We start from the raw sequence: 20,425 nt of genomic DNA on the forward strand, positions 1-20,425 counted from the left end.
CGTCACCCTACCGCTATGCGTGGTGCGCGATTGACGCGCGAATCCTGGCCCGAGGCCATTTCGTCATGAATCCAGCGGTAGGTTTTTTCCATGCCGTCTTCCAGGCGCACCGAGGGCGCCCAGTTCAGGACCTTCTTGATCAACGTATTGTCGCTGTTGCGGCCGCGCACGCCCTTGGGCGCGTCGAGCTTGTAGCGGCGCTTCAGCGTCACGCCGGCCAGCTTCTCGACGATGTCGACCAGCCGGTTGATGCTGACCAGTTCGTCACTGCCGACATTGATCGGCTCGATGAAGTCGCTGTCGGTCAGACGCGTGGTGCCGATCAGGCAATCGTCGATATACATGAACGACCGCGTCTGCTCGCCGTCGCCCCAGATCTCGATCTCGTGCCGGCCCGATGCCTTGGCCTCGATCACCTTGCGGCAGATCGCCGCCGGTGCCTTCTCGCGACCGCCGTCGTAGGTGCCGTGCGGCCCGTAGACGTTGTGGTAGCGCGCGATGCGTGTCTTCAGGCCGTAGTCCTCGCGGTAGTGACGGCACATGCGCTCGCTGAACAGTTTCTCCCAGCCGTAGCCGTCTTCCGGCATGGCAGGGTAGGCGTCCTCTTCCTTCAGCGCCGTGACATTGGCATCGGTCTGCTTGTCGGCGGCGTAGACGCAGGCTGACGAGGAAAAGAAAAATCGTTCGGCGCCATATTCCTTGGCCGCCATCAGCATGTGGGTGTTGATCAGCACCGACAGCATGCACTCGGCTTTGTGCGTTTCGATGAAGCCCATGCCCCCCATGTCGGCGGCGAGGTTATAGATCGTCCGGGCATCACGGCTGGCTTGTTGCGCCGCTTCGCGCTGGCTCACATCGAGCGACAGGCTCTCGACACCGGAATGTGTCTGGTACCATTCGTCCAGCGGCTTGCTGTCGACGGCACGAAGCTTGGTGTGACCGAGTGTCTGCTGGAGATAGCCGACCAGATGGCCACCGATGAAGCCCCCCGCACCGGTGACGACAACCAAATCATCCTTGGACATTCACAAGCTCGCAAAAAAATGGCCTGAAAAAGCGGCTCGATTATATAGATTTTCCAGGTATTTGCTAAGAGTTTGCGGTCTGCACGGCGGTGCTCGCGACCCCGGGTCTGCGGGAATTCAAGTCCGCTGTGGCGTAAAAGTGGCTCCGGACACGGCCGATGCTATGGGGTGCACGCTACGTCCGCATGACATCGGCGTGCGCTGCCGCCAGGATCGTCTCGAACCGGGCGCCGATGCGCTGGACGTCGAATGTGCGCTCGGCATAGGCCCGTCCATTGCCACCCAGCCGTGCCCGTCGCGTGGGGTCGGCGATCAAATCGCGGGCAGCAGCAACAAAACCGGTGGCGTCATCGGGCCCCACGACCACGCCGGCCTCTTGCCGGTCGATGGTGCGGGCCGCCAGGTTTTCAGGCGGCATCGCGACCAGCAGCGGCTTGGCGGCACAGAGATACGTGAGGACCTTGGACGGCACCGAATAGATGCCGGCTTCCGGTTCCAGGATGGCCAGCAGCACGTCGGCGGCCCCCAGCATGTCGGGGACCCGGTCGAACGGCTGGAACGGCAGCAGGTGCAGATTGTTCAGCCCGGCCTTGCGCTCGGCGAGCCAGGACGCCCCCAGTCCTTCGGACACCACGACGACGGCGACGCTGGGATTGTCGCGATGCGCCTCGGCGATGGCCAGCAGCAGGCCCGGGTTGTGCTTGAGGCCCAGGGTGCCGGAGTAGAGCAGGACGGTCTTGTCGTGCAGGCCGTGTTCGCGGGCGAAGGCGTTGTCCTTGGCCCGCAGCGGCAGTTCGTCCAGCGGCGACCAGTTCTCCACCGTGGTCATGCGCCTGTCGGGGACGCCCGTGGACTGCAGCAGGGGCTTGAAGTCATCGGTGATCGGCACGACCTGGTTGCTGCGCCGAAGCAGACCGCCTTCGAGGCGGCGATAGAGCCACGCGGCCGGCGCGCCCAGGGGGCCCAGCTTCTGTCCCAGGAGGCGGGCCACCGCCTCGGCGTAGATGTCCTGGACCCAGAACACGAAGCCGACGCCATGAGCGCGGCACCAGCGTTGCGGCATGACCAGGGCAATCGGCGGCGTGTTGCTCATGAGTGCAACGTCGGGCCGGAAGGCGGCGAGCTCGCGCTGTAGCAGGTGCCCGTAGCGTCGCTCCTGCCACAGGCGTTTGATGTAGCTGTACTTGGCGAACGGTTCACCGGGATCGATCGCGGCGACCTCGAAGCCCTCCGGATCGCCCGCCTGGCGCTGCAGGGCGCCGCGCGGTGTCTGGAACACCGCCGAGAACAGGTGACGCACGTGGTGTCCACGGCGCGCCAATTCGCGGGCGAGCTGGACCTGGAACGGGTGACCGGAATAGTCGTGCAGGAGAATGCGCATGCGCCGGGAATGATGACCAGGAACTACCTTGTCCTACACGCGTGCCGGCGGCAAGCCGCCCGATGAAGTCGGCGCTTCATGGTGTGCAGAAGGGGAAGGTCAGTATGCGTTCTTGCCGCGCAGGACGGTGAACACCGTCATCAGCACGATCTTGAGGTCGAGGAACAGCGACCAGTTCTCGATATAGTAGAGGTCGTGATCGACGCGACGCTGGATCTTTTCGATCGTATCGGTTTCGCCCCGCCAGCCGTTGACCTGCGCCCATCCGGTAAGGCCGGGTTTGACCCGGTGACGGCCGGCGTACTCCGCCACGGCCTCCTCGAACAGGATATTGTCGGCCTTGGTGCCGATCGTATGCGGACGCGGGCCGACCACCGACATCACGCCCGACAGGACGTTGAAGATCTGCGGCAGTTCGTCGATCGAGGTCCGGCGGATGAAGCGGCCGACGCGCGTGACGCGCGGGTCATCCTGTGTCGCCTGGCGCATCGCTGTTTCGCGCGACGCCTCGACGTACATGCTGCGAAACTTCCAGACGTCAATGCGTTGGTTGTTGAAGCCGTAGCGGGTCTGGCGGAACAGGATCGGGCCCTTGCTGTCGAGCTTCACGGCGAGGGCGGTCAGCAGCATGACCGGCGAGAACGCCACCAGCATCAATAGCCCGAGCGTGATGTCCTCGAGCCGCTTGAGCATCAGCTTTTCCGCCGACAGCGGGCGGTCGAAGACGTTCAGGACCGGCACCGAGCCCAGGTCGCTGTAGGAGCAGTGCGCCAGGCTGAAGCCGATCATGTCGGGCGCCAGCCGGATGTCGATCGGCAGCTCCCACAGCTTCTTCAGCACCTTCATGACCCGCAACTCCGCCGCCCAGGGCAGGGCCACGACGATCTGATCCAGCGAATGCTCACGGGCGTAGGCGATCAGGTCGTCAACCGTACCGCGGACAGGGATTCCGTCGACGGGGGCGATCGGGCGTACGGCGCGCTCGTCCCAGATGCCGACGATATGCCAGTCGTTGCTGGCCTGCTGGCGCAGATGCTCGATCAGGCGCCGGCCGTGCGGACCAGCGCCGACCACGGCGAGATTGCGGGTCAGCCGGCCGGTCTCGATCCAACGGCTCAGCAGCGCGAAAACCACGAAGCGAACGGCAATGAAGCCGCCCAGGCTCCAGAAATACCAGAGGATGGACCAGCTGCGCGGGAAGTTGTTGGAGACCTTGGCAGCGAACGCTGCCAGCAGCAGAACGGCGACGACGCCTGTCCAGCCCAGCGCCACCCGTCCCATCTGGCCGGGAACGTTCGACAGGGTGCGGATCGTATACAGTCCCAGCGCCGCGAAGACGTTGCCGACCAGCAACGCACTGGCGGCCATGGCCAGCAGATACTGGCTTTCGAACAGCCAGAAATGCTCGGGCTGCCACGCCATGATGGCAATCCACGCCGTCGCCGCTGGTACCGCCATGTCCATCAGGCGGATCGCCCACAGCAATTTCTTCTCGAGCAGGACCTTCGACCGATCCATGGCGATTTTTCCAAAACGCGAGCATCACCATCCCACTGCCGCTCGGCAGCCGGAGACAACAAGCTCGCGACCATCGTCAACCCCTCCTGCAATATACCGGCGGGGGCGGTGGCCGTCAAATGACCAAGGCTGAAGTTACATATCAAGTTTCCATTTTTATGATTTAAAATCATATGATTAACGACATTCATGGAGTAATTGCATAAACTTAGTATTCAAAGCTTTTACGCAAAAATCAGCGTGAACACTTGATCAGAAGCAGTTTGCGCAAACCCTGTGACACTTTCCGTGCTATGCCCCTGGGGCCAGGACGAACGCGGATGCTGGACCAGATCACCCCTGTCATTCTCACCTATAACGAGGCCCCCAATATCGGTCGCAACCTGGAGCGGCTGGCGTGGGCGCGCGAGGTCGTCGTCGTTGACAGCGGCAGCGAGGACGATACCGCAGCCATCGTCGGGCGGTTCCCCAATGCGCGGCTGGTCGTCCGTCCGTTTGACAGTCACGGCCAGCAGTGGACCTTTGCCGTCCAGCAGACCGGGATCGAGACGCCCTGGGTCCTGCGGCTGGACGCCGACTACATTGTACCTGATGGCACCATCGCGGAGATCGCGCGCCTGGCGCCAGGGCCGGATATGGGCGGTTATCGCGTGATCTTTGACTACTGTATCGACGGCCGGCGCCTGCGTGGCTCGCTCTATCCCAGCCAGCCGATCCTGTTCCGTCGCGACAGCGTGCAATTCGTACAGGACGGCCACACCGAAAAGGCGCTGGTGAGCCGCGCGGTGGGCGTGCTGACAGGCCATGTCGACCATGACGACCGCAAACGTCTGGATCGCTGGCTGGTATCGCAGTTCCGCTACCAGAGCCGCGAAGTCGACAAGCTCACCACCACACCGTGGGCCCAGCTCACCTGGGGTGATCGCGTGCGGCTGACCCGCGTGTTGGGACCACCCCTGGTCCTGCTTTATTGCCTTTTCGGCCGTGGCCTCATTCTCGATGGCTGGGCTGGCTGGTATTATGCCTTCCAGCGCATGACGGCCGACCTGATCCTTTCCATGCTCCTGATCCAGCGCGACCTTGCAGGCGGCGCGACCAAATCCTAGTGCACCCAGCATGACCTATATTCTCGGCCTCAATGCCTTTCATGCCGATTCGGCCGCTTGCCTGGTCAAGGACGGCGAACTCATTGCCGCGGCGGAGGAAGAACGCTTCCGCCGCATCAAGCACTGGGGCGGCTTTCCCAGCGAGGCGATTCGCTACTGCCTGAAGGAAGCCGGCATCGGGCTCGATGCGGTGGGGCATGTCGCCATCAACCGCGACAGCCGTGCCAGCCTGTGGCGCAAGGTGGCGTACGTCGTGGCCCGCCGTCCCAGCCTGGACATGGTGATGAGCCGCGTGCGCAACCGCCAGCAGTGGGGCGATCTGAAGGCCCAGCTCGCCGGCGCTCTGCCGGAGATGACCTTCAAGGGCGAATTCCACCAGGTCGAACACCACCTCTGCCATCTGGCGTCGGCCTTCCTGGTCTCGCCGTACGATAAGGCCGTGGCGGTGTCGGTCGACGGCTTCGGGGATTTCGCCAGCGCCTCGTGGGGCGTCGGCGAGGGCAACCGGCTCACCATCGATGGCCGGGTTCATTTCCCGCATTCCCTGGGGATCTTCTACGAAGGCATCACGCAGTTCATCGGCTTTCCGCACTACGGCGACGAGTACAAGGTCATGGGCCTGGCCCCCTACGGCGAGCCGGCCTACGCCAAAGAGATGGAACAGCTGGTCCATCTGAAGAATGACGGCAGCTTCGCGCTCAACCTGCGCTACTACACGCACGCCAAGGAGGGCTCGAAGTACGAGGTCCGCGACGGCATGCCGTCGGGCGGCCGCATCTGGTCGCCGGCAATGGCCGAGTTGCTGGGACCGGCGCGCGGCAAGGACGATGCACTGGAGCAACGCCACAAGGATCTCGCGCGCTCGGCGCAGGGCATGTACGAGAATGCCTTCTTCAATCTGTTGGGCGCGCTGCACCGCAAGTACGGCCTGGACACCGTCGTGTTGTCCGGCGGCTGTGCCTACAACTCGGTAGCCAACGGCAAGATCTACGAACGTTCGCCGTTCAAGCACTGCTACATCCAGTCGGCCGGTGGCGATGCCGGCGGTGCCATCGGCGCTGCCTTCCAGGTCTGGCACACCTTGCCCGAAGGCAGCAGCGCCAAGCGCAGCTTCGTGATGGACCACGCCTATTGGGGGCCGTGGGCGACGGCGGACGAGATCGCCGCCGCCATCGCCGCGCGCCAGGCCGATATCGACGCCGCCAACTGTGTCGTCGAGGCGATCGCGGACGAAGGCGAGCTCTGCCGGCGCACGGCTACGGCCATCGCCGAAGGCAAGGTGATCGGCTGGTTCCAGGGACGGCTGGAGTGGGGGCCCCGCGCGCTCGGCAACCGCTCGATCCTGGCCGATCCGCGGCGCGCCGACATGAAGGATATCCTGAACCTCAAGATCAAGCGCCGCGAGTCGTTCCGTCCCTTCGCGCCGTCGATCCTGCGCGAGGCGGTGCCCGACTGGTTCGAGACCGACGACGATGTGCCGTTCATGATGCAGGTCTTTCGCATCCGGCCGGCGCGCCGTGCCTCGATCCCGGCGGTGACGCACGTCGACGGCTCGGGCCGCCTGCAGACCGTGACGACCAAGGGCAATGCCCGCTATCACCGGCTGATCGCGGCGTTCGGCGATCTCACCGGCGTGCCCATCGTGCTCAACACCAGTTTCAACGAGAACGAGCCCGTGGTCTGCAAGCCGGAGGAGGCACTGGACTGCTTCCTGCGCACCAAGATGGACGTGCTGGTGCTGGGCGACACCATGATCACGCGCCGCGACTGATTGGTTTTGGGCCGCGTGCATCCACGCGCGCCTCGGCGTGTCAGCACGCACAATCTTTCGCGCTTCGCGTCATTGTGCGCGCGTGCGCGCGTGGACGCGCGCGATCCAAAAAAGCCTTGGTGCTCCCGCGCATACCCCGTGATCCTCAGGTAGTGTTGCGCCAGGCGCACGCTTCGCTGGGGGTGGCTCATGGGTCGGTTTCTGTCCAATCAGCTTCGCATCCTGCTGGCCGGCCTGTTGGCCATCTTGCCACTGGTGCTCACCATCGGCGGCACGGTGTGGGTCGGTGCCTTGCTGTTCGAATGGGCAGGACCAGGAAGCGCCTTCGGCGGCGTCCTGGCCCGGATCGGCCTCGCCTTCGTGCCCAGTCCGATCGCGGCCTATCTGATCGGCTTCACGGTGATCGTGCTGTTCCTCTATGCGTTCGGCTTGCTGGTCAGCTCCCAAGTCAAAAGCGGAGTCGTTGCCTTCATCGGACGAATCATGGAGCGCGCGCCTGTGATCGGCGCCGTCTATAGCCTGGTCAGCCGTTTCCTGGGCGCGTTCGGCAAGCAGGGAACCGCCGATACCAGCGCCATGGCGCCCGTGTGGTGCTACTTCGGCGGACCGGGTGGCGTGGCGGTGCTGGCGTTGCTGTCGGCGCCCGAGGCGGTCGATCTCGGCGGTCGGTCCTACCTTGCCGTGCTGGTACCCACCGCGCCGGTACCCATCGGCGGCGGCTTGCTGTTCGTGCCGTCCGAATGGGTGGTGCCGGCGACGGTCGGTGCCGAGGCACTGACCAGCATCTATGTGTCGATGGGCATGACGGCACCGCAGTTCCTGGCCGGTCGTCCTGCCACCACCTGACTCGCAGCGAGGGTTCATCGCCATGACCGACTTTCCGACATGCCTGTTCATCGTCACCGTCGAGGTCGACGCCGAGATCGAAGCGGACTGGAACCACTGGTACGACACGGTTCATCTGCCTGACGCCCTGGCCTGTCCGGGCGTGCTGCGTGGCCGGCGTTACGTGTCGGCGGGCGACGGAAGCGAACTGGATCGTGGCGCCGGCCGGACGGTGGCACGCAAGGTCTACACCACGGTCTATGAACTGTCCGGGCCCGAGGCGCTGCAGACGCCGGCGTTCCAGGCAATGCGCGGCTGGTACCAGTTCGCACCGCGCGTCGTGTCGCGCTCGCAGGTCTTCACGGCAGTGCCGCCGGCACAGTAGAACCTCACGGCAGTTTTATCGCCGGCGATGGTACCGCGTCACTATATGGGTCGGCCGGTATGACACCGGCAGAACGGACAAGACAAACCATGAGTATCATCACGCCCATCGCCCTTGCGCTCGCGGTCGTCACCGCCCCGGCCTGGGCCCAGGCACCGAACCCGGCAGCGCCGCCCGCCGATCTGGCACGGTGTGAAAACCTTCACGCACTCTTCACGCGCTACAGCAACACCGGCGGCGAGAGTCGCTCGGGCAGCGCGTTCGATGGGATCGAGGCCAACAAGGCGTTGGCGAATTGCCGCCGCGGCAACACACAAGCCGGCATCCCGGTATTGGAGCGCCTGCTGCGCTCGCAGGGTTTCAAGGTCTGAACGCCGCGCGTCACCCGGAACGCCGCGACACTTTGGTCACTGAGTTTCTCTCCCGCCGCCCGCGACAAATCTCATGAGCGGGACCGTTGCAGCACGGTTTCAGCAAACAAATATGGGCGGCGATCCGCCGTGAGACGCTGCGTCTTCCATGTGCAACCTCATCGCAAGGCAAGCGTCGCAAATCAGCGACGAAACCGCGCGGTGCATTGCAGCACCTGACCCAGGCGCACACATCGGCGGCAATGGTGTCCCGGTTTTGTGAGGCGTTTATGTACCGTCATTTAGGTGTCATGGCGTTTGGCGCGGCGATGGGGCTGGCGGGTTTGACTGCACCGCCTGTGGTGGCGCAGGACGCGGCCGTACAATCCGACGACAGGGCGTACTGCAACAGCCTCTCCCGCAGGTACCTGCGGTATATGCCGGAGCGCTCCTATGGCTCGAGCATGGGGTCCAGTCCCAGTACGGAAGTCAGTGTGGCGTTGACGATGTGCAATGATGGTCGCGCCGCCCAGGCCATCCCAGTGATCGAGAAAGCGCTACGCGCCAACGGACTTGCCGTGCCGGAACGGTCGATTGGAACACGCGGTCAGTAGTACAAGTCAGCGACGGGCAAACCAGCCATGAGACGGCGAAGCTCGTCGCCGTGACCTGCTTGGCGTAGAGTCCGGGCGCGTCACATGCGCAAGCATGCGGCGCGCCCGTTTCTGCGGAGTTTCCATGTCGGTCGCAGTGTCCCCGTCGGTCGGGCGCGATGCCCGCGTCATCAGCGTTATCGGCATTGCCCATGGGCTCAGCCACTTCTACCAGCTGGCGCTCGCCACCCTGCTGATCGTCGTGATGCCGGACTTCGGTATGACCTATGCCGAGGTCGGGATTCTCGGTGCGATCTACTACGGCATCTCCGGCGTGGCGCAGACCATGGCCGGCTTCGCGGTCGACCGCTTCGGTGCGCGCCCGGCGCTGGCCTTCGGCCTGCTGGCCGCGGCCGCCGCCTTCGCGCTGATCGCGGGCCTCGCCACGAGCTTCTGGACGCTGGTGCCCATGGTGGCGCTGGCCGGTATCGGCAACTGCGTCTTTCATCCCGCCGACTTCGCGATCCTGAATGCCTCGGTGCACGTCAACCGCCTGGGCCGCGCCTATAGCGCGCACGGGCTGGGCGGTACCCTGGGCTGGGTGCCGGCGGCACCGGTGATCTATTTCCTGGCGCATGCCTGGGGCTGGCAGGCCGCGGCGCTGATCTCGGCCGCCGCCGGCGTGCTGGTAGCCGCGATCGTGGCGGGGCAGGGCAGCGTCATGGTCGATCACCGCGTGGCCCGCGTCAGTACGCAGAAGAGCTCGGTGCGCGGCGAGGTGTCCTCGCTGCTGACGGCGCCGATTCTGATCTGCATGCTCTATTTCGCCTTCATCGCCATCACGGTGGTCGGTATCCAGCAGTTTGCCGTGCCGGCGCTGCGCGAGATGTTCCCGATCGGACTGGAGGCCGCGGCGGCGGCGCTGACGGCGTTGTTGATCGGTTCGGCGGTCGGCGTCGTGATCGGCGGCTGGATTGCCGATCGGGCAACGCGCCATGACACGATCGCGGCGGTCGGCCTGTTCATTGCCGGCGCGCTCACGGCACTGATCGCCACCGGCGGCGTGCCGACGTGGCTGGTGCTGCCGCTGATGGCATTGAGCGGCGTTGCCAGTGGGATGACCGGCCCATCGCGCGACATGATCGTGCGCGGTGCCACCCCGCCGGGCGCGTCGGGCAAGGTATTCGGCTTCGTCTACTCCGGCCTGGATATCGGCTCGATGGTCGGGCCGCCGGTGTTCGGTTGGCTGATGGACCACCACCTGCCGCACGCCATCTTCTGGGGCGCGTTTGCGATCTATATGTTGAATGTGCTGACGGTGCTGCAGATCCGTCGCTTCGCCCGCGTACCCGCCGCAGCGTAGCGGTCTACAATCCGACCGCGCGAAGGGTGGCCATCGGCGCTATCGCGCCGATGCGGACGGGACGTCCGTGCTCGCTGGAAGCAAATGGCATGCGGCGGCGTGCTGCCGGCCGACATCACGCATGAGCGGCACCTGTTGCCGGCAGCGCGGTTCGGCAAGAGCGCAGCGCTGGTGGAAGGCACAGCCGGGTGGCGGCGCCAGCGGCGAGGGCAGCTCGCCGTCGATCGGCTTGAAGGACGTGACCACGTCCTCCGTCAGCGTGAGCTGCGGTACGCTTTGCAGCAGCGCCTGGGTATAGGGATGCTGCGGATGGGTGTAGATCGCATCGGCAGGCCCGATCTCGACGATCCGGCCCAGGTACATGATGGCGACCCGGTCCGAGACGTGGCGCACGACGCCCAGATGGTGGCTGATGAAGACCATCGTCAGCGCGAGCTCATGGCGCAGCGCGAGGAACAGGTTCAGCACCTGCGCCTGGATGGATACGTCGAGCGACGCCACCGGCTCATCGCAGACCAGGACATCGGGCTGCATGGCGAGCGCGCGGGCGATGGCGATGCGCTGGCGCTGGCCGCCCGAGAACTGGTGCGGATAGCGCTGCGCGGCATCGGCCGCGAGGCCGACCTTGCGCAGCCAGCCGGCGACATAAGCGGGTGCCGCCGCCCGGCTCACCAGGCGATGCACGATGGGGCCCTCGGCCAGCGCATCGCCCACGCGCATGCGCGGGTCGAGCGAGGCGTAGGGGTCCTGGAAGATCATCTGCACGCGCGTCGTGCGTTTGCGCGCCGGCCGGCGTCCCGCCATCACGGGCGCGCCCTCGATGGCGACCGCACCGGCTGTCGGCGGCAGGATGCCGGCGATCATGCGGCCCAGGGTGCTCTTGCCGCAGCCCGACTCACCCACCAGGCCCAGCACCTCGCCACGCACCAGCTCGAGCGATACGTCCTGGACCGCGCGCACAGCCCGCGTCTCGACCGCGCCACCCAGCACGCCCGCGATGTGATCGCCCAGCGACAGCTGCGGGTCGAAATGCTTGCTGACCGACGTCACGGTGATGAAGGGCGCGTTCATGGCGCCGGCTCCGCGAGGGGATGATGGCAGCGCCAGCCGCGGGTGCCTGCCAGTGTCGTTTCCGGAGCGACCTGGCAGGCCACGTCGGCCCGCGCGCAGCGCGGATGAAAGGCGCATCCTGCCGGCAGAGCGGCCAAGGTCGGCGGCAGTCCCGGGATCTGCTGCAGCGTCTGTCCCGGAGCGGCGCGCGACGGCAGCGAATCCAGCAGCCCGCCGGTGTAGGGATGGCGCGGTGCGCGCAACACCGTCGCGGTCGGGCCCTGTTCGACGATGCGCCCGGCGTACATCACCAGGATGCGGCTGGCCAGCGCCGACACCACGGCGAGGTCGTGGCTGATCCAGATCAGTGCCGTGCCGAGATCACGCACCAGTGCCTTCATCTCGGCCAGGATCTGGGCCTGGATCGATACGTCGAGCGCCGTCGTCGGTTCATCAGCCACGATCACGTCGGGCCGGTTCAGCAGCGCCACCGCGATCGCCACGCGCTGGCGCATGCCGCCGGAGAACTGATGCGGGTAGGCATCCAGCCGGCGTGCCGCATCCGGTATGCCGACGCGGGTCAATACGTCGGCAGCGCGGGCGCGGCCGGCGCGCGCCGAAACACGCTCGTGTGCGCCCAGTGCCAGCTGCATCTGCGCGGCGATGGTGAGCACCGGGTTCAGCGTGGTCATCGGATCCTGGAACACCATTGCCAACCGCCGTCCGCGCAGGTCGCGCAGCGCCGCCGGCGGCAGGCCGATCAGCTCCTGGTCATGCAGGCGGATGGAGCCCGCCACGATGCGCCCCGGCGGATCGATCAGGCCCAGCAGCGAGTAGCCGGTGACGCTCTTGCCCGATCCCGATTCACCGACCAGGCCCAGGATCTCGCCGGCGCTGAGATCAAAGGAGACGCCGTCGACCGCCTTCAACACGCCGGCGCGCGTGAAGAAATGCGTCGCCAGATCCCGCACGCGAAGCAGGGGCGCGCTCATGGATTGACCTCCCTGTCATCCCGAGTGCAGCGAGAGATCTCCTGAAAGCGGCGTCTCCTATCGTAGGAGATCCCTCGCTGCGCTCGGGATGACAAGCCCACGCTCATCGCTTGAGTCGCGGGTTGAGCTGGTCGCGGATCTGGTCGCCCACCAGGTTGATGGCGACGATCAGGACGATCAGCGCGATGCCGGGATAGATCGAGATCCAATAGCGGCCCGACAGCAGATACTGAAAACCGTTGGCGATCAGCATGCCCAGCGATGGTTCGGTCACCGGCAGGCCCAATCCGAGGAACGACAGCGTCGCCTCCAGCGCGATTGAATTCGCCACCTGCACCGTGGCCACGACGATCAGCGGCGGCAGGCAGTTGGGCAGGATGTGGCGGAACAGCACCAAGCGCGCTGGCAGCGGCGTCGACAGCGCCGCTTCGACATAGTCCTTGGCCCGCTCGGTGGCGGCGGCGCCGTGCGCGGTGCGCGCGAAATAGGCGTACTGTGCCGCCGCCAGCGCCGTGATCATCTGCAGGTGGCCCTGGCCCAGCATCGCCGACAATACCAGCGCCAGCAGGATCGCCGGGAACGACAGCTGCAGGTCGACGAAGCGCATGATCAGCATCTCGGTGCGGCCGCCGGCGAAGGCCGCCAATGCGCCCATCGTGGCGCCGACGATGAAGGCCACGGCGCCGGCGGCGATGCCGATCAGCACCGATATGCGCAGGCCGTAGAGGATCGCCGACAGCAGGTCGCGGCCCTGGGCGTCGGTGCCCAGCCAATGGACGTAGCCGCCGCTGCCCACCGTCCCTGGCGGCCGCCGCGCATCGGCCAGCACCAGCTTGGCGAGGTTGTAAGGATCCTGCGGCGTGATCAGCGGCGCCAGGATCGCCAGCACCGCGATGGCGATGATGACGACCAGCGCCGCCACCGCGATGCGGTTGTCGCGGAACTCGACCCACAGCCGGAAGAGCGGGGTGTCCCGATTCATGGGAGATTGTTTCCGTGCCGATTGGGCCGGTCTGTCATCCCGAGCGCAGCGAGGGATCTTCCGCGAGTAGCGTACTGTGCGCCTTTCGCAGGAGATCCCTCGCTGTGCTCGGGATGACAGTCTGAGCGAGCCATCATCATCATCGCCGCGCCCGGATGCGCGGATCGAGCGCCGCGTAGGCGATGTCGATCAGGAAGTTGATGGCGATGAACAGGAACGCCACCAGCATCAGGTAGGCGACCATGACCGGGCGATCCAGGCTCTGGATCGACTCGATGATCAGCTTACCCAGGCCCGGCCAGGAGAAAATCGTCTCGGTGACGACGGCGAACGCCAAGGTGGAACCGAACTCGAGGCCGAACACCGTCACGATCGGAATCGATATCAGCGGCAGCACGTGGTGGCGCAGGATGGTCCATTCCGACTGGCCCGACGCGCGGGCGAACTTCACGGTGTCGGTCAGTATGATCTCGCGCGTGCCGGCGCGCGCCAGCCGCATCATCATCGCCAGCTTGAACAGCGACAGGTTGATCGCCGGCAGCAGCAGGTGCTGCAGCCCATCCCAGGTCAGGAAACTCCATTCGACGCCGAACACGCTCAGCGTCTCGCCGCGGCCGCCGGCCGGCAGCCAGCCCAGGGTCACGGCGAACACCAGGATCAGGACCAGGCCGATCCAGAAGGTCGGCACCGAGAAGCCGAGGATCGACAGGCCCATCAGCAGGCGTGCCACCCGACTGTCGGGGCGGTAGCCCGCGAACATGCCCAGCGGCACGCCCAGCACGGTTGCGCCGATCACGGCCGCCAGGGTGAGTTCGAGCGTCGCTGGCAGCCGCGACAGGATCAGGTCGAGCACCGGCATGTTGAAGACGAACGAGCGGCCGAAATCGCCCTGTGCCAGCCGGCCAAGGAAGGCCAGATACTGTTGCCACAGCGGCTGGTCCAACCCATAGCGGGCGATGGTGTCGAGGCGGATCTGCTGCGTGGCGTCGGGCGAGATCAGCACGTCGATGGGATTGCCGATGGCGAACACGCCGGCAAAGACCAGCCCGGCGATCACCACCAGCACCACGATGGCCTGCAGAAAGCGCTGAATCAGGAAGCCGAGCATGGGGGTCGGGTCCTTTTCGGACCGCGCGCGTCCACGCGCGCCTCGGCGCGCCAGCGCCGATAGTCGTCCGCTCTTCGCCTCGCTGCGAGCGAATGCGCGCGTGGACGCGCGCGGTCCGAAAAAGAACAGCCGATCATGGCCTACGGCCAGTCCTCCTCGATGATGGTGCGTGTCTCGGCGACGGCGACCTGCCACAGCGCCAGCACCTCGTCGTCCGGACGCTCGTAGCGGCCATGGAAGTTACCGTCGCCGATCAAGGCGCGCACCTCCGCCGGGTTTGCCGTCTGCAACCGTCTCATGTCGACCGCGGGCTTGGCTGCCTCCGGTGGTTTCACGCCCGGCACGCGGGTCCAGGGAAAGTTCTCCATCCAGCTGGCGTGCGATGCGGCGGGATCGATTTCCAACACTTTGGCCCAGGTCTTCGGCGCGTTCCACCAGTTGTGCAGCTTGATGCGGGCATCGCGGCGGTGCACCATCCATTCCTTGAAGAAGCCCTGGATCGGGCTGTTGCCGCCGTGGCCGTTCACGACCACGACGCGACGGAAGCCGGACCGGTACAGGCTTTCCAGGATGTCCTCGATCAGCGCCACGTAGGTCGACAGCCGCAGGGTCACGGTGCCCGGAAAATCGGCAAAATACGGCGTCAAGCCGAACGGCACCGCCGGGTAGACCGGCACGCCGAGCGGTTCCGCCGCGTCCACCGCCACCTTCTCCGACAGGATCATGTCGACGCACAGGCTGAGATAGGCGTGCTGTTCCACGCTGCCGATCGGCAGCACGCAGCGGTCGTCGCGCTGCACGCGCGCCTCGACCTGCATCCAGTTCATGTCGGCGATTCGCATGGGCTTCCTCGTGCCGATCCCGGATGGTGACGGGGATGGCGAGCGGCACTTGACCAAGGGCTGCAAGTATCGTCAAGTTCCATATGGAACTAATTGGGGCGGGGGATGGCGGCAAGTCCGCAAAAGCGATCGACAGGCGTTGTGGCCCGGTTTCCGGCGACCAAGGCGCCGGCCCTGCATCCGGTCATCGCCGTAAAGCTATGGGAGAACCCGTGCTGGTTCTCGTTCCGCATCAACTACCTTGCGCTGCAGTTCAACGTTCCCATCTACGGCTGGATCGAGCGCCGCTACGGCCTGATGCGGCCGGAGTATGTCGTGCTCTATTCGCTGTTCCTGAAGGACGGCATCACGGCCAACGACATCTGCCAGTCCTCGGGCTTTCCCAAGAACACGCTCAGCCGCGCGATCCAGAAGCTGCTGCGCCGCCGCCTGATCCGCCGCGCCGCCGATCCGCTTGACCGGCGCCGTTACGGTCTGCGGTTGACCGCCGAAGGGCGGCGTATCGTCGATGAAACCCTGCCGGCGATGCTGGAGCGCGAGCGCCAGATGCTGGCCAATCTTAACCAAGACGAGCAGCAGGTGTTGACCGAACTGCTCGCACGCCTGGTCCTGGACTCACCGACATGGCCGGCGCACGTCGAACAGGAGGACTCACCATGACGATCTACGGACGCACCCTTGCCGCGGCGCTGGTGGCGGCGACTTGTCTGACGCTGGCGCCGACGCCGTCGATGGCGCAGACGCTCACCATCGGCGTGCGCGCCGGCCCCGAGTCGATCGACCCGCATTTTACCGCCACCGGCACGCATGCCGAGGCGCTGAAGCACGTGTTCGATACCCTGGTATGGTCGGGTGACGGCCTGGAGCTGGAGCCGCGGCTGGCGTTGAGCTGGAAGGCGCTCGATGCCACGACCTGGGAATTCAAGCTGCGTCCGGGCGTGAAGTTCCACGACGGCTCGGACTTCACGGCCGAGGATGTGAAGTTCTCGATCGAGCGCATCCCGATGGTGGCCGGTCCCAATCCGACGACGATCTATGTGCGCCGGGTCAAGGAAACCAAGATTGTCGATGCGCACACGGTCCACATCATCACCGACGGGCCGGCGCCCAGCCTGCCCAACGACTTCATCCGCCTGTTCATCGTCTCGCACAAGGCGGCGGCCGGCCTGACCAAGGAGACCGCCAACGAGGCGTTCAACACCGGCAAGGCCGCCGTCGGCACCGGGCCCTACAAGTTCGTGTCGTGGACGCCCAAGGAACAGCTGGTGCTCGAGCGCTTCGACGGTTTCTGGGGACCCAAGGAGCCGTGGCAGCGTCACGTGCGCAAGGAGATCGCCAACGATGCCGCGCGCGTGGCCCAGCTGAAGGCAGGCCAGGTCGACCTGATCGTGCGGGCGCCGGCGTCCGATGTGCCGACCCTGGAGCGCGACTCCAAGCTTTCCGTGGTGAAGGTCGACACGGTCTATATCTTCAACATGGAGCTCGACCTGCGCGACAAGCCGGCCCAGGTCACGGCCAAGGACGGCTCGCCGCTCGACAAGAACCCGCTGCAGAACCCCAAGGTGCGCGAGGCGCTCGACCTCGCGATCGATCGCAAGGCGCTGGCCGAGATCGCGATGGAGGGGTTGGGCAAGCCGCAGAACCAACTCGTGACGCCCGGCGTCTTCGGCTACAGCAAGAAGGTGCCTGAATCGAAGTACGATCCGGCGCGTGCCAAGCAGTTGCTGGCCGAGGCAGGCTACGCCAACGGCTTCAAGGTGACGCTGAGCTTCACCAGCGACCGGCTGCCCGGCGACCGGCAGGTCGGCACGTCGATTGCGCAGATGCTGGCTGCGATCGGTATCGATGCCCAGGCCAATGCGCAGCCGGGCGCCGTGTTCTTCCCGGCGCGCACGCGCGGCGATTTTTCGATGGCGATGTCGGGTTGGGGCACACTGACCGGCGAGGCGCACTACACGCTCTCGTCGGTGGCGCACTCGAATGACAAAGAGAAGCGCATGGGCGCCTTCAACGTGCTGGGCTACAAGAACCCGGAGCTCGACAAGGTCCTGCAGGACGCCGCCGTCGAGATGGACGACGCCAAGCGTCGCGCCTTGCTGGAACGCGCCAACGAGATCGTCGCCGTCGACCGTCCGCGGCTGTCGATCGTGTCGGTCGGCTCGGCCTGGGCCATGCAGAAAGCCAAGGTCACGATCAAGCCGCGCGTCGATGAGGACACGCTGGCCATGAACATCCGACCGGCCGCGAAGTAGGAACCTGCCCACGTAGTAGGACTGTCATCCCGAGCGCAGCGAGGGATCTTTTGATGCAGGCGCACCCGTGCGCCACGTGCAGAAGATCCCTCGCTGCGCTCGGGATGACAGCTGAAAAAGGAACGCAATATCATGTCTCTTCCGGCGATCGCGATTCACGGCGGCTGCGGCACGTTGGCCGCCAACCTTCAGAGCGAGGCGGACTGGGCGCAGACGCGCGCGCATCTGGAAGCAGCGCTGCGCGCCGGATGGAAGATCCTCACAGCGGGAGGATCGGCGCTCGATGCGGTCGAGGCCGCCGTCGTGGTTCTGGAGGACAGTCCGCACTTCAACGCTGGCCACGGTGCCGCCCTGACCGAACAGTCGGTCCACGAGCTCGATGCTTCCATCATGGACGGCGCCACGCTGGCAGCGGGCGGCGTCTGCACGGTGCGCGCCATTCGCAACCCGATCCGCGCCGCGCGCGCCGTGATGGACCAGTCCGATTGCGTGCTGCTGTCCGGCGATGCCGCTGATGCCTTTGCCCGGTCGAAGGGGTTGCCGACTGTCGCCAACGGCTACTTCACCACTGAGCGCCGTGTACAGGCCCTGGCGTCGCTGAAGGCACGCGCGGCGCGCGGCACCATCGGGCTGGCGTCGGAAGCGGAGCGCCACGGTACGGTCGGCGCCGTGGCGCTGGACCGCCAGGGCGACCTGGCGGCGGCTACCTCCACCGGCGGCTTCAACAACAAGCCGGCCGGGCGGGTCGGCGACACGCCCATCGTGGGCGCCGGGACCTACGCCCGCAACGGTGTCTGCGCAGTGTCGTGCACCGGCCAGGGTGAAGTCTTCATGCGCCGCGTTGCTGCCTACGACGTTGCCGCGCGGATGTCCTATGGCGGTCAGACCTTGCGCCAGGCCACCGATACGCTGGTGTTCGACGTGATGTCCGGCCACAAGATCGGTGCCGGCCTGATCGCGATCGATGCCTTCGGCCAGGTGTGCGCGCCGTTCAACACCTTGGGCATGGCGCGCGGCTGGATCGGTACCGACGGCGTGCTGAACGTCGCCACGCACAAGGACGTCCTGCGCATGGAACGCGCATGAGTGTCGCGGCAGACGAACCGATCCTGATCTGGGGCGCCGGCGCGATCGGCGGCACCTTGGGCGCCTATTGGGCGCGCGCCGGCGTACCGGTGCTGCTGGTCGACATCGTGCCCGAGCATGTCGCGGCCTGCCGCACGTCGGGCCTTGCCATCGAAGGGCCCGTCGATACCTTCACGCAGGTCGTGCCGGCCGTCACGCCCGATGCATTGACCGGCACGTACAGACGCATCGTGCTGGCCGTGAAGGCACATGCGACCGAAGCGGCGCTGGTACGCCTGTCCCCGCACCTGGCGCCCGACGGTTACGTGCTGTCGGCACAAAACGGCCTCAACGAGCTGGCCATCAGCGCCGGGGTCGGCGCCGCCCGCACCATGGGCTGCTTCGTCAATTTCGGCGCCGACTGGCTGGGGCCCGGCCGCATCCTGTTCGGCAATCGCGCGGCTGTCGTGGTCGGCGAGATCGACGGCACCGTGCGTGAGCGCACGCGGGCAATGCATGCGCTGCTGCAGCGCTTCGAGCCGGATGCCGTGTTGACCGACAACATCTGGGGCTACCTCTGGGGCAAACTCGCCTACGGCGCGATGCTGTTCGCCACCGCGCTCACGAACGACTCGATGGCCGACAACTTTGCCGCCCCCGATCGCTTCGCCGTGTTCGATCGGCTCGGCCGTGAGGTCATGCTGGTGGCCGCCGCGCGCGGGATAGCGCCGGTGGGTTTCAACGGCTTCGATCCCGGCGCGTTTGCGCCGCAGGCCTCGGCCGCGCAGTCGCGCGCCAGCATTGCGGCGCTCGCCGAATTCAACCGCCACACCGCCAAGACCCATTCCGGCATCTGGCGCGATCTGGCGGTGCGCAGGCGAAAGACCGAGGTCGACCCGCAGATCGGCATCATCGCCCGGCTGGGCGCCGAGGCTGGCGTCGATACGCCGGCGATCCGCGCGCTGGTCGATCTGATCCACGACGTGGAGGAGGGGCGCCTGACGCAGTCCGCCGATACCATGCAGCACCTGATCGACACATGCACATCAGCTTCAGCGGTCGCACCGCGCTCGTAACCGGTGCCGCCCAGGGCATCGGCCAGGCGATTGCCCTGGGCCTTGCGGCGGCCGGCGCACGCGTGCACCTGGCCGATATCGACCACGACGGCATGCAGCGTTTCGCTGTCCAGCACGGCATGACGGCGCACGTCGCCGACCTCGGTGACCGGACCGCCGCTCACGCGCTCGTCGATGCCGTGATGGGCCACGACGCACGCCTCGATATCCTGGTGCATGCCGCCGGCGGCGTGCGTGGCCAGGTCGGCCGCCCGATCGAGGATATCGGTCCTGCGGACTGGCGCGCGATCTTCGAGGCCAATGTCGATGCGGCCTTCTGGCTGGCGCAGGCCGCCGCGGCACCGATGCGCGCGGCGGGCTATGGCCGCATCGTCAATATCGCGTCGGGCGCCGGCCTGCGGCCCAGCCTCACCGGTATCCAGGCCTACACGTCGGCCAAGCACGCGCTGGTCGGCCTGACCCGCCAGTTGTCGCAGGACCTGGCGCGCTTCGGCATCACCGCCAACGCCGTCGCACCGGGCTTCGTGCGCTCCAATCCCGCGAGCGAGCGGCAATGGCAGAGCTACGGCGCCGACGGCCAGCAGCGTCTGGTCGACGCGATCCATACAAGGCGCCTGGGCCAGCCGGCCGACATCGCCAACGCCGTGCTGTTCCTGGCCAGTGACCAGGCATCCTGGATCACCGGCGAGATCCTCTCGGTCGATGGTGGTCGCTCGTGACGTCGATCACGCCATTTTAGCT

Annotated in this window: 20 protein-coding genes; 12 read left to right on the plus strand and 8 right to left on the minus strand. The window is 66.2% G+C overall.

What is annotated here, in order from left to right; translation table 11 throughout:
• Positions 1-2 precede the first annotated feature (2 nt).
• The 3 genes from FQU96_RS12185 to FQU96_RS12195 all read right to left on the minus strand — a co-directional run bounded on the left by FQU96_RS12185 (position 3) and on the right by FQU96_RS12195 (position 3,924).
• The gene (locus FQU96_RS12185) at positions 3-1,025 is read right to left on the minus strand and encodes an NAD-dependent epimerase/dehydratase family protein (protein ID WP_146541500.1); all 1,023 of its coding nucleotides are present in this window, start codon (positions 1,023-1,025) and stop codon (positions 3-5) included.
• Between the two features lie 175 nt (positions 1,026-1,200).
• Entirely contained in the window at positions 1,201-2,406 is a 1,206-nt protein-coding gene (locus tag FQU96_RS12190; protein ID WP_146541502.1) for a glycosyltransferase family 4 protein, read from the minus strand.
• 99 nt (positions 2,407-2,505) lie between these two features.
• Positions 2,506-3,924, minus strand: a complete 1,419-nt coding sequence (locus tag FQU96_RS12195; protein ID WP_146541503.1) for an undecaprenyl-phosphate glucose phosphotransferase — start codon at positions 3,922-3,924, stop codon at positions 2,506-2,508.
• Positions 3,925-4,244: 320 nt separating this feature from the next.
• On the opposite strand from FQU96_RS12195, the gene FQU96_RS12200 reads away from it, so the two are divergent.
• From FQU96_RS12200 to FQU96_RS12230, 7 genes are all read left to right on the plus strand, one after another.
• Positions 4,245-5,030: a glycosyltransferase family 2 protein gene (locus FQU96_RS12200; RefSeq protein WP_146541505.1), complete on the plus strand. Its 786-nt coding sequence runs from the start codon at positions 4,245-4,247 to the stop codon at positions 5,028-5,030.
• A gap of 10 nt (positions 5,031-5,040) precedes the next feature.
• Entirely contained in the window at positions 5,041-6,801 is a 1,761-nt protein-coding gene (locus FQU96_RS12205) for a carbamoyltransferase C-terminal domain-containing protein (protein ID WP_146541507.1), read from the plus strand.
• A gap of 189 nt (positions 6,802-6,990) precedes the next feature.
• The gene (locus FQU96_RS12210; RefSeq protein WP_146541509.1) at positions 6,991-7,647 is read left to right on the plus strand and encodes a DUF502 domain-containing protein; all 657 of its coding nucleotides are present in this window, start codon (positions 6,991-6,993) and stop codon (positions 7,645-7,647) included.
• Positions 7,648-7,669: 22 nt separating this feature from the next.
• Positions 7,670-8,011: a DUF4286 family protein gene (locus FQU96_RS12215; protein WP_146541511.1), complete on the plus strand. Its 342-nt coding sequence runs from the start codon at positions 7,670-7,672 to the stop codon at positions 8,009-8,011.
• An 89-nt stretch (positions 8,012-8,100) separates the two neighbouring features.
• The gene (locus tag FQU96_RS12220; RefSeq protein WP_146541513.1) at positions 8,101-8,382 is read left to right on the plus strand and encodes a hypothetical protein; all 282 of its coding nucleotides are present in this window, start codon (positions 8,101-8,103) and stop codon (positions 8,380-8,382) included.
• An 86-nt stretch (positions 8,383-8,468) separates the two neighbouring features.
• Entirely contained in the window at positions 8,469-8,975 is a 507-nt protein-coding gene (locus tag FQU96_RS12225; RefSeq protein WP_146541515.1) for a hypothetical protein, read from the plus strand.
• A 124-nt stretch (positions 8,976-9,099) separates the two neighbouring features.
• Entirely contained in the window at positions 9,100-10,317 is a 1,218-nt protein-coding gene (locus FQU96_RS12230; RefSeq protein ID WP_178130469.1) for an MFS transporter, read from the plus strand.
• A 39-nt stretch (positions 10,318-10,356) separates the two neighbouring features.
• Here the strand turns inward: FQU96_RS12230 and FQU96_RS12235 are convergent, their stop codons facing one another.
• From FQU96_RS12235 to FQU96_RS12255, 5 genes are all read right to left on the minus strand, one after another.
• On the minus strand, positions 10,357-11,388 hold the full coding sequence (locus FQU96_RS12235; RefSeq protein WP_146541519.1) for an ABC transporter ATP-binding protein: 1,032 nt from the start codon (positions 11,386-11,388) through the stop codon (positions 10,357-10,359).
• Positions 11,385-12,359, minus strand: a complete 975-nt coding sequence (locus FQU96_RS12240) for an ABC transporter ATP-binding protein (RefSeq protein WP_146541521.1) — start codon at positions 12,357-12,359, stop codon at positions 11,385-11,387. The genes FQU96_RS12235 and FQU96_RS12240 overlap by 4 nt, the downstream gene beginning before the upstream one ends.
• A gap of 103 nt (positions 12,360-12,462) precedes the next feature.
• Positions 12,463-13,341 carry an ABC transporter permease gene (locus FQU96_RS12245; RefSeq protein WP_146541523.1) on the minus strand — a complete coding sequence of 293 codons (879 nt, stop codon included), beginning with the start codon at positions 13,339-13,341 and terminating at the stop codon, positions 12,463-12,465.
• Between the two features lie 139 nt (positions 13,342-13,480).
• The gene (locus FQU96_RS12250) at positions 13,481-14,449 is read right to left on the minus strand and encodes an ABC transporter permease (protein ID WP_146541525.1); all 969 of its coding nucleotides are present in this window, start codon (positions 14,447-14,449) and stop codon (positions 13,481-13,483) included.
• Between the two features lie 140 nt (positions 14,450-14,589).
• The gene (locus tag FQU96_RS12255) at positions 14,590-15,291 is read right to left on the minus strand and encodes a creatininase family protein (RefSeq protein ID WP_146541527.1); all 702 of its coding nucleotides are present in this window, start codon (positions 15,289-15,291) and stop codon (positions 14,590-14,592) included.
• 141 nt (positions 15,292-15,432) lie between these two features.
• Here FQU96_RS12255 and FQU96_RS12260 point away from each other — a divergent pair, with 141 nt between their 5' ends.
• From FQU96_RS12260 to FQU96_RS12280, 5 genes are all read left to right on the plus strand, one after another.
• The gene (locus FQU96_RS12260) at positions 15,433-15,951 is read left to right on the plus strand and encodes a MarR family winged helix-turn-helix transcriptional regulator (protein ID WP_255467999.1); all 519 of its coding nucleotides are present in this window, start codon (positions 15,433-15,435) and stop codon (positions 15,949-15,951) included.
• Positions 15,948-17,543 (plus strand): ABC transporter substrate-binding protein, encoded by a 1,596-nt coding sequence (locus FQU96_RS12265; RefSeq protein ID WP_146541531.1) that lies wholly within the window; start codon positions 15,948-15,950, stop codon positions 17,541-17,543. The genes FQU96_RS12260 and FQU96_RS12265 overlap by 4 nt, the downstream gene beginning before the upstream one ends.
• A gap of 132 nt (positions 17,544-17,675) precedes the next feature.
• Positions 17,676-18,629, plus strand: a complete 954-nt coding sequence (locus tag FQU96_RS12270; protein WP_146541533.1) for an isoaspartyl peptidase/L-asparaginase family protein — start codon at positions 17,676-17,678, stop codon at positions 18,627-18,629.
• On the plus strand, positions 18,626-19,684 hold the full coding sequence (locus FQU96_RS12275) for a ketopantoate reductase family protein (protein ID WP_146541534.1): 1,059 nt from the start codon (positions 18,626-18,628) through the stop codon (positions 19,682-19,684). Before FQU96_RS12270 ends, FQU96_RS12275 begins: the two co-directional genes overlap by 4 nt.
• Positions 19,648-20,403 carry an SDR family NAD(P)-dependent oxidoreductase gene (locus tag FQU96_RS12280; protein WP_146541535.1) on the plus strand — a complete coding sequence of 252 codons (756 nt, stop codon included), beginning with the start codon at positions 19,648-19,650 and terminating at the stop codon, positions 20,401-20,403. Before FQU96_RS12275 ends, FQU96_RS12280 begins: the two co-directional genes overlap by 37 nt.
• Positions 20,404-20,425: the final 22 nt, after the last annotated feature.

Origin of the sequence: Reyranella sp. CPCC 100927, assembly GCF_007859315.1 — a bacterium.
Classification (GTDB): Bacteria; Pseudomonadota; Alphaproteobacteria; order Reyranellales; family Reyranellaceae; genus Vineibacter.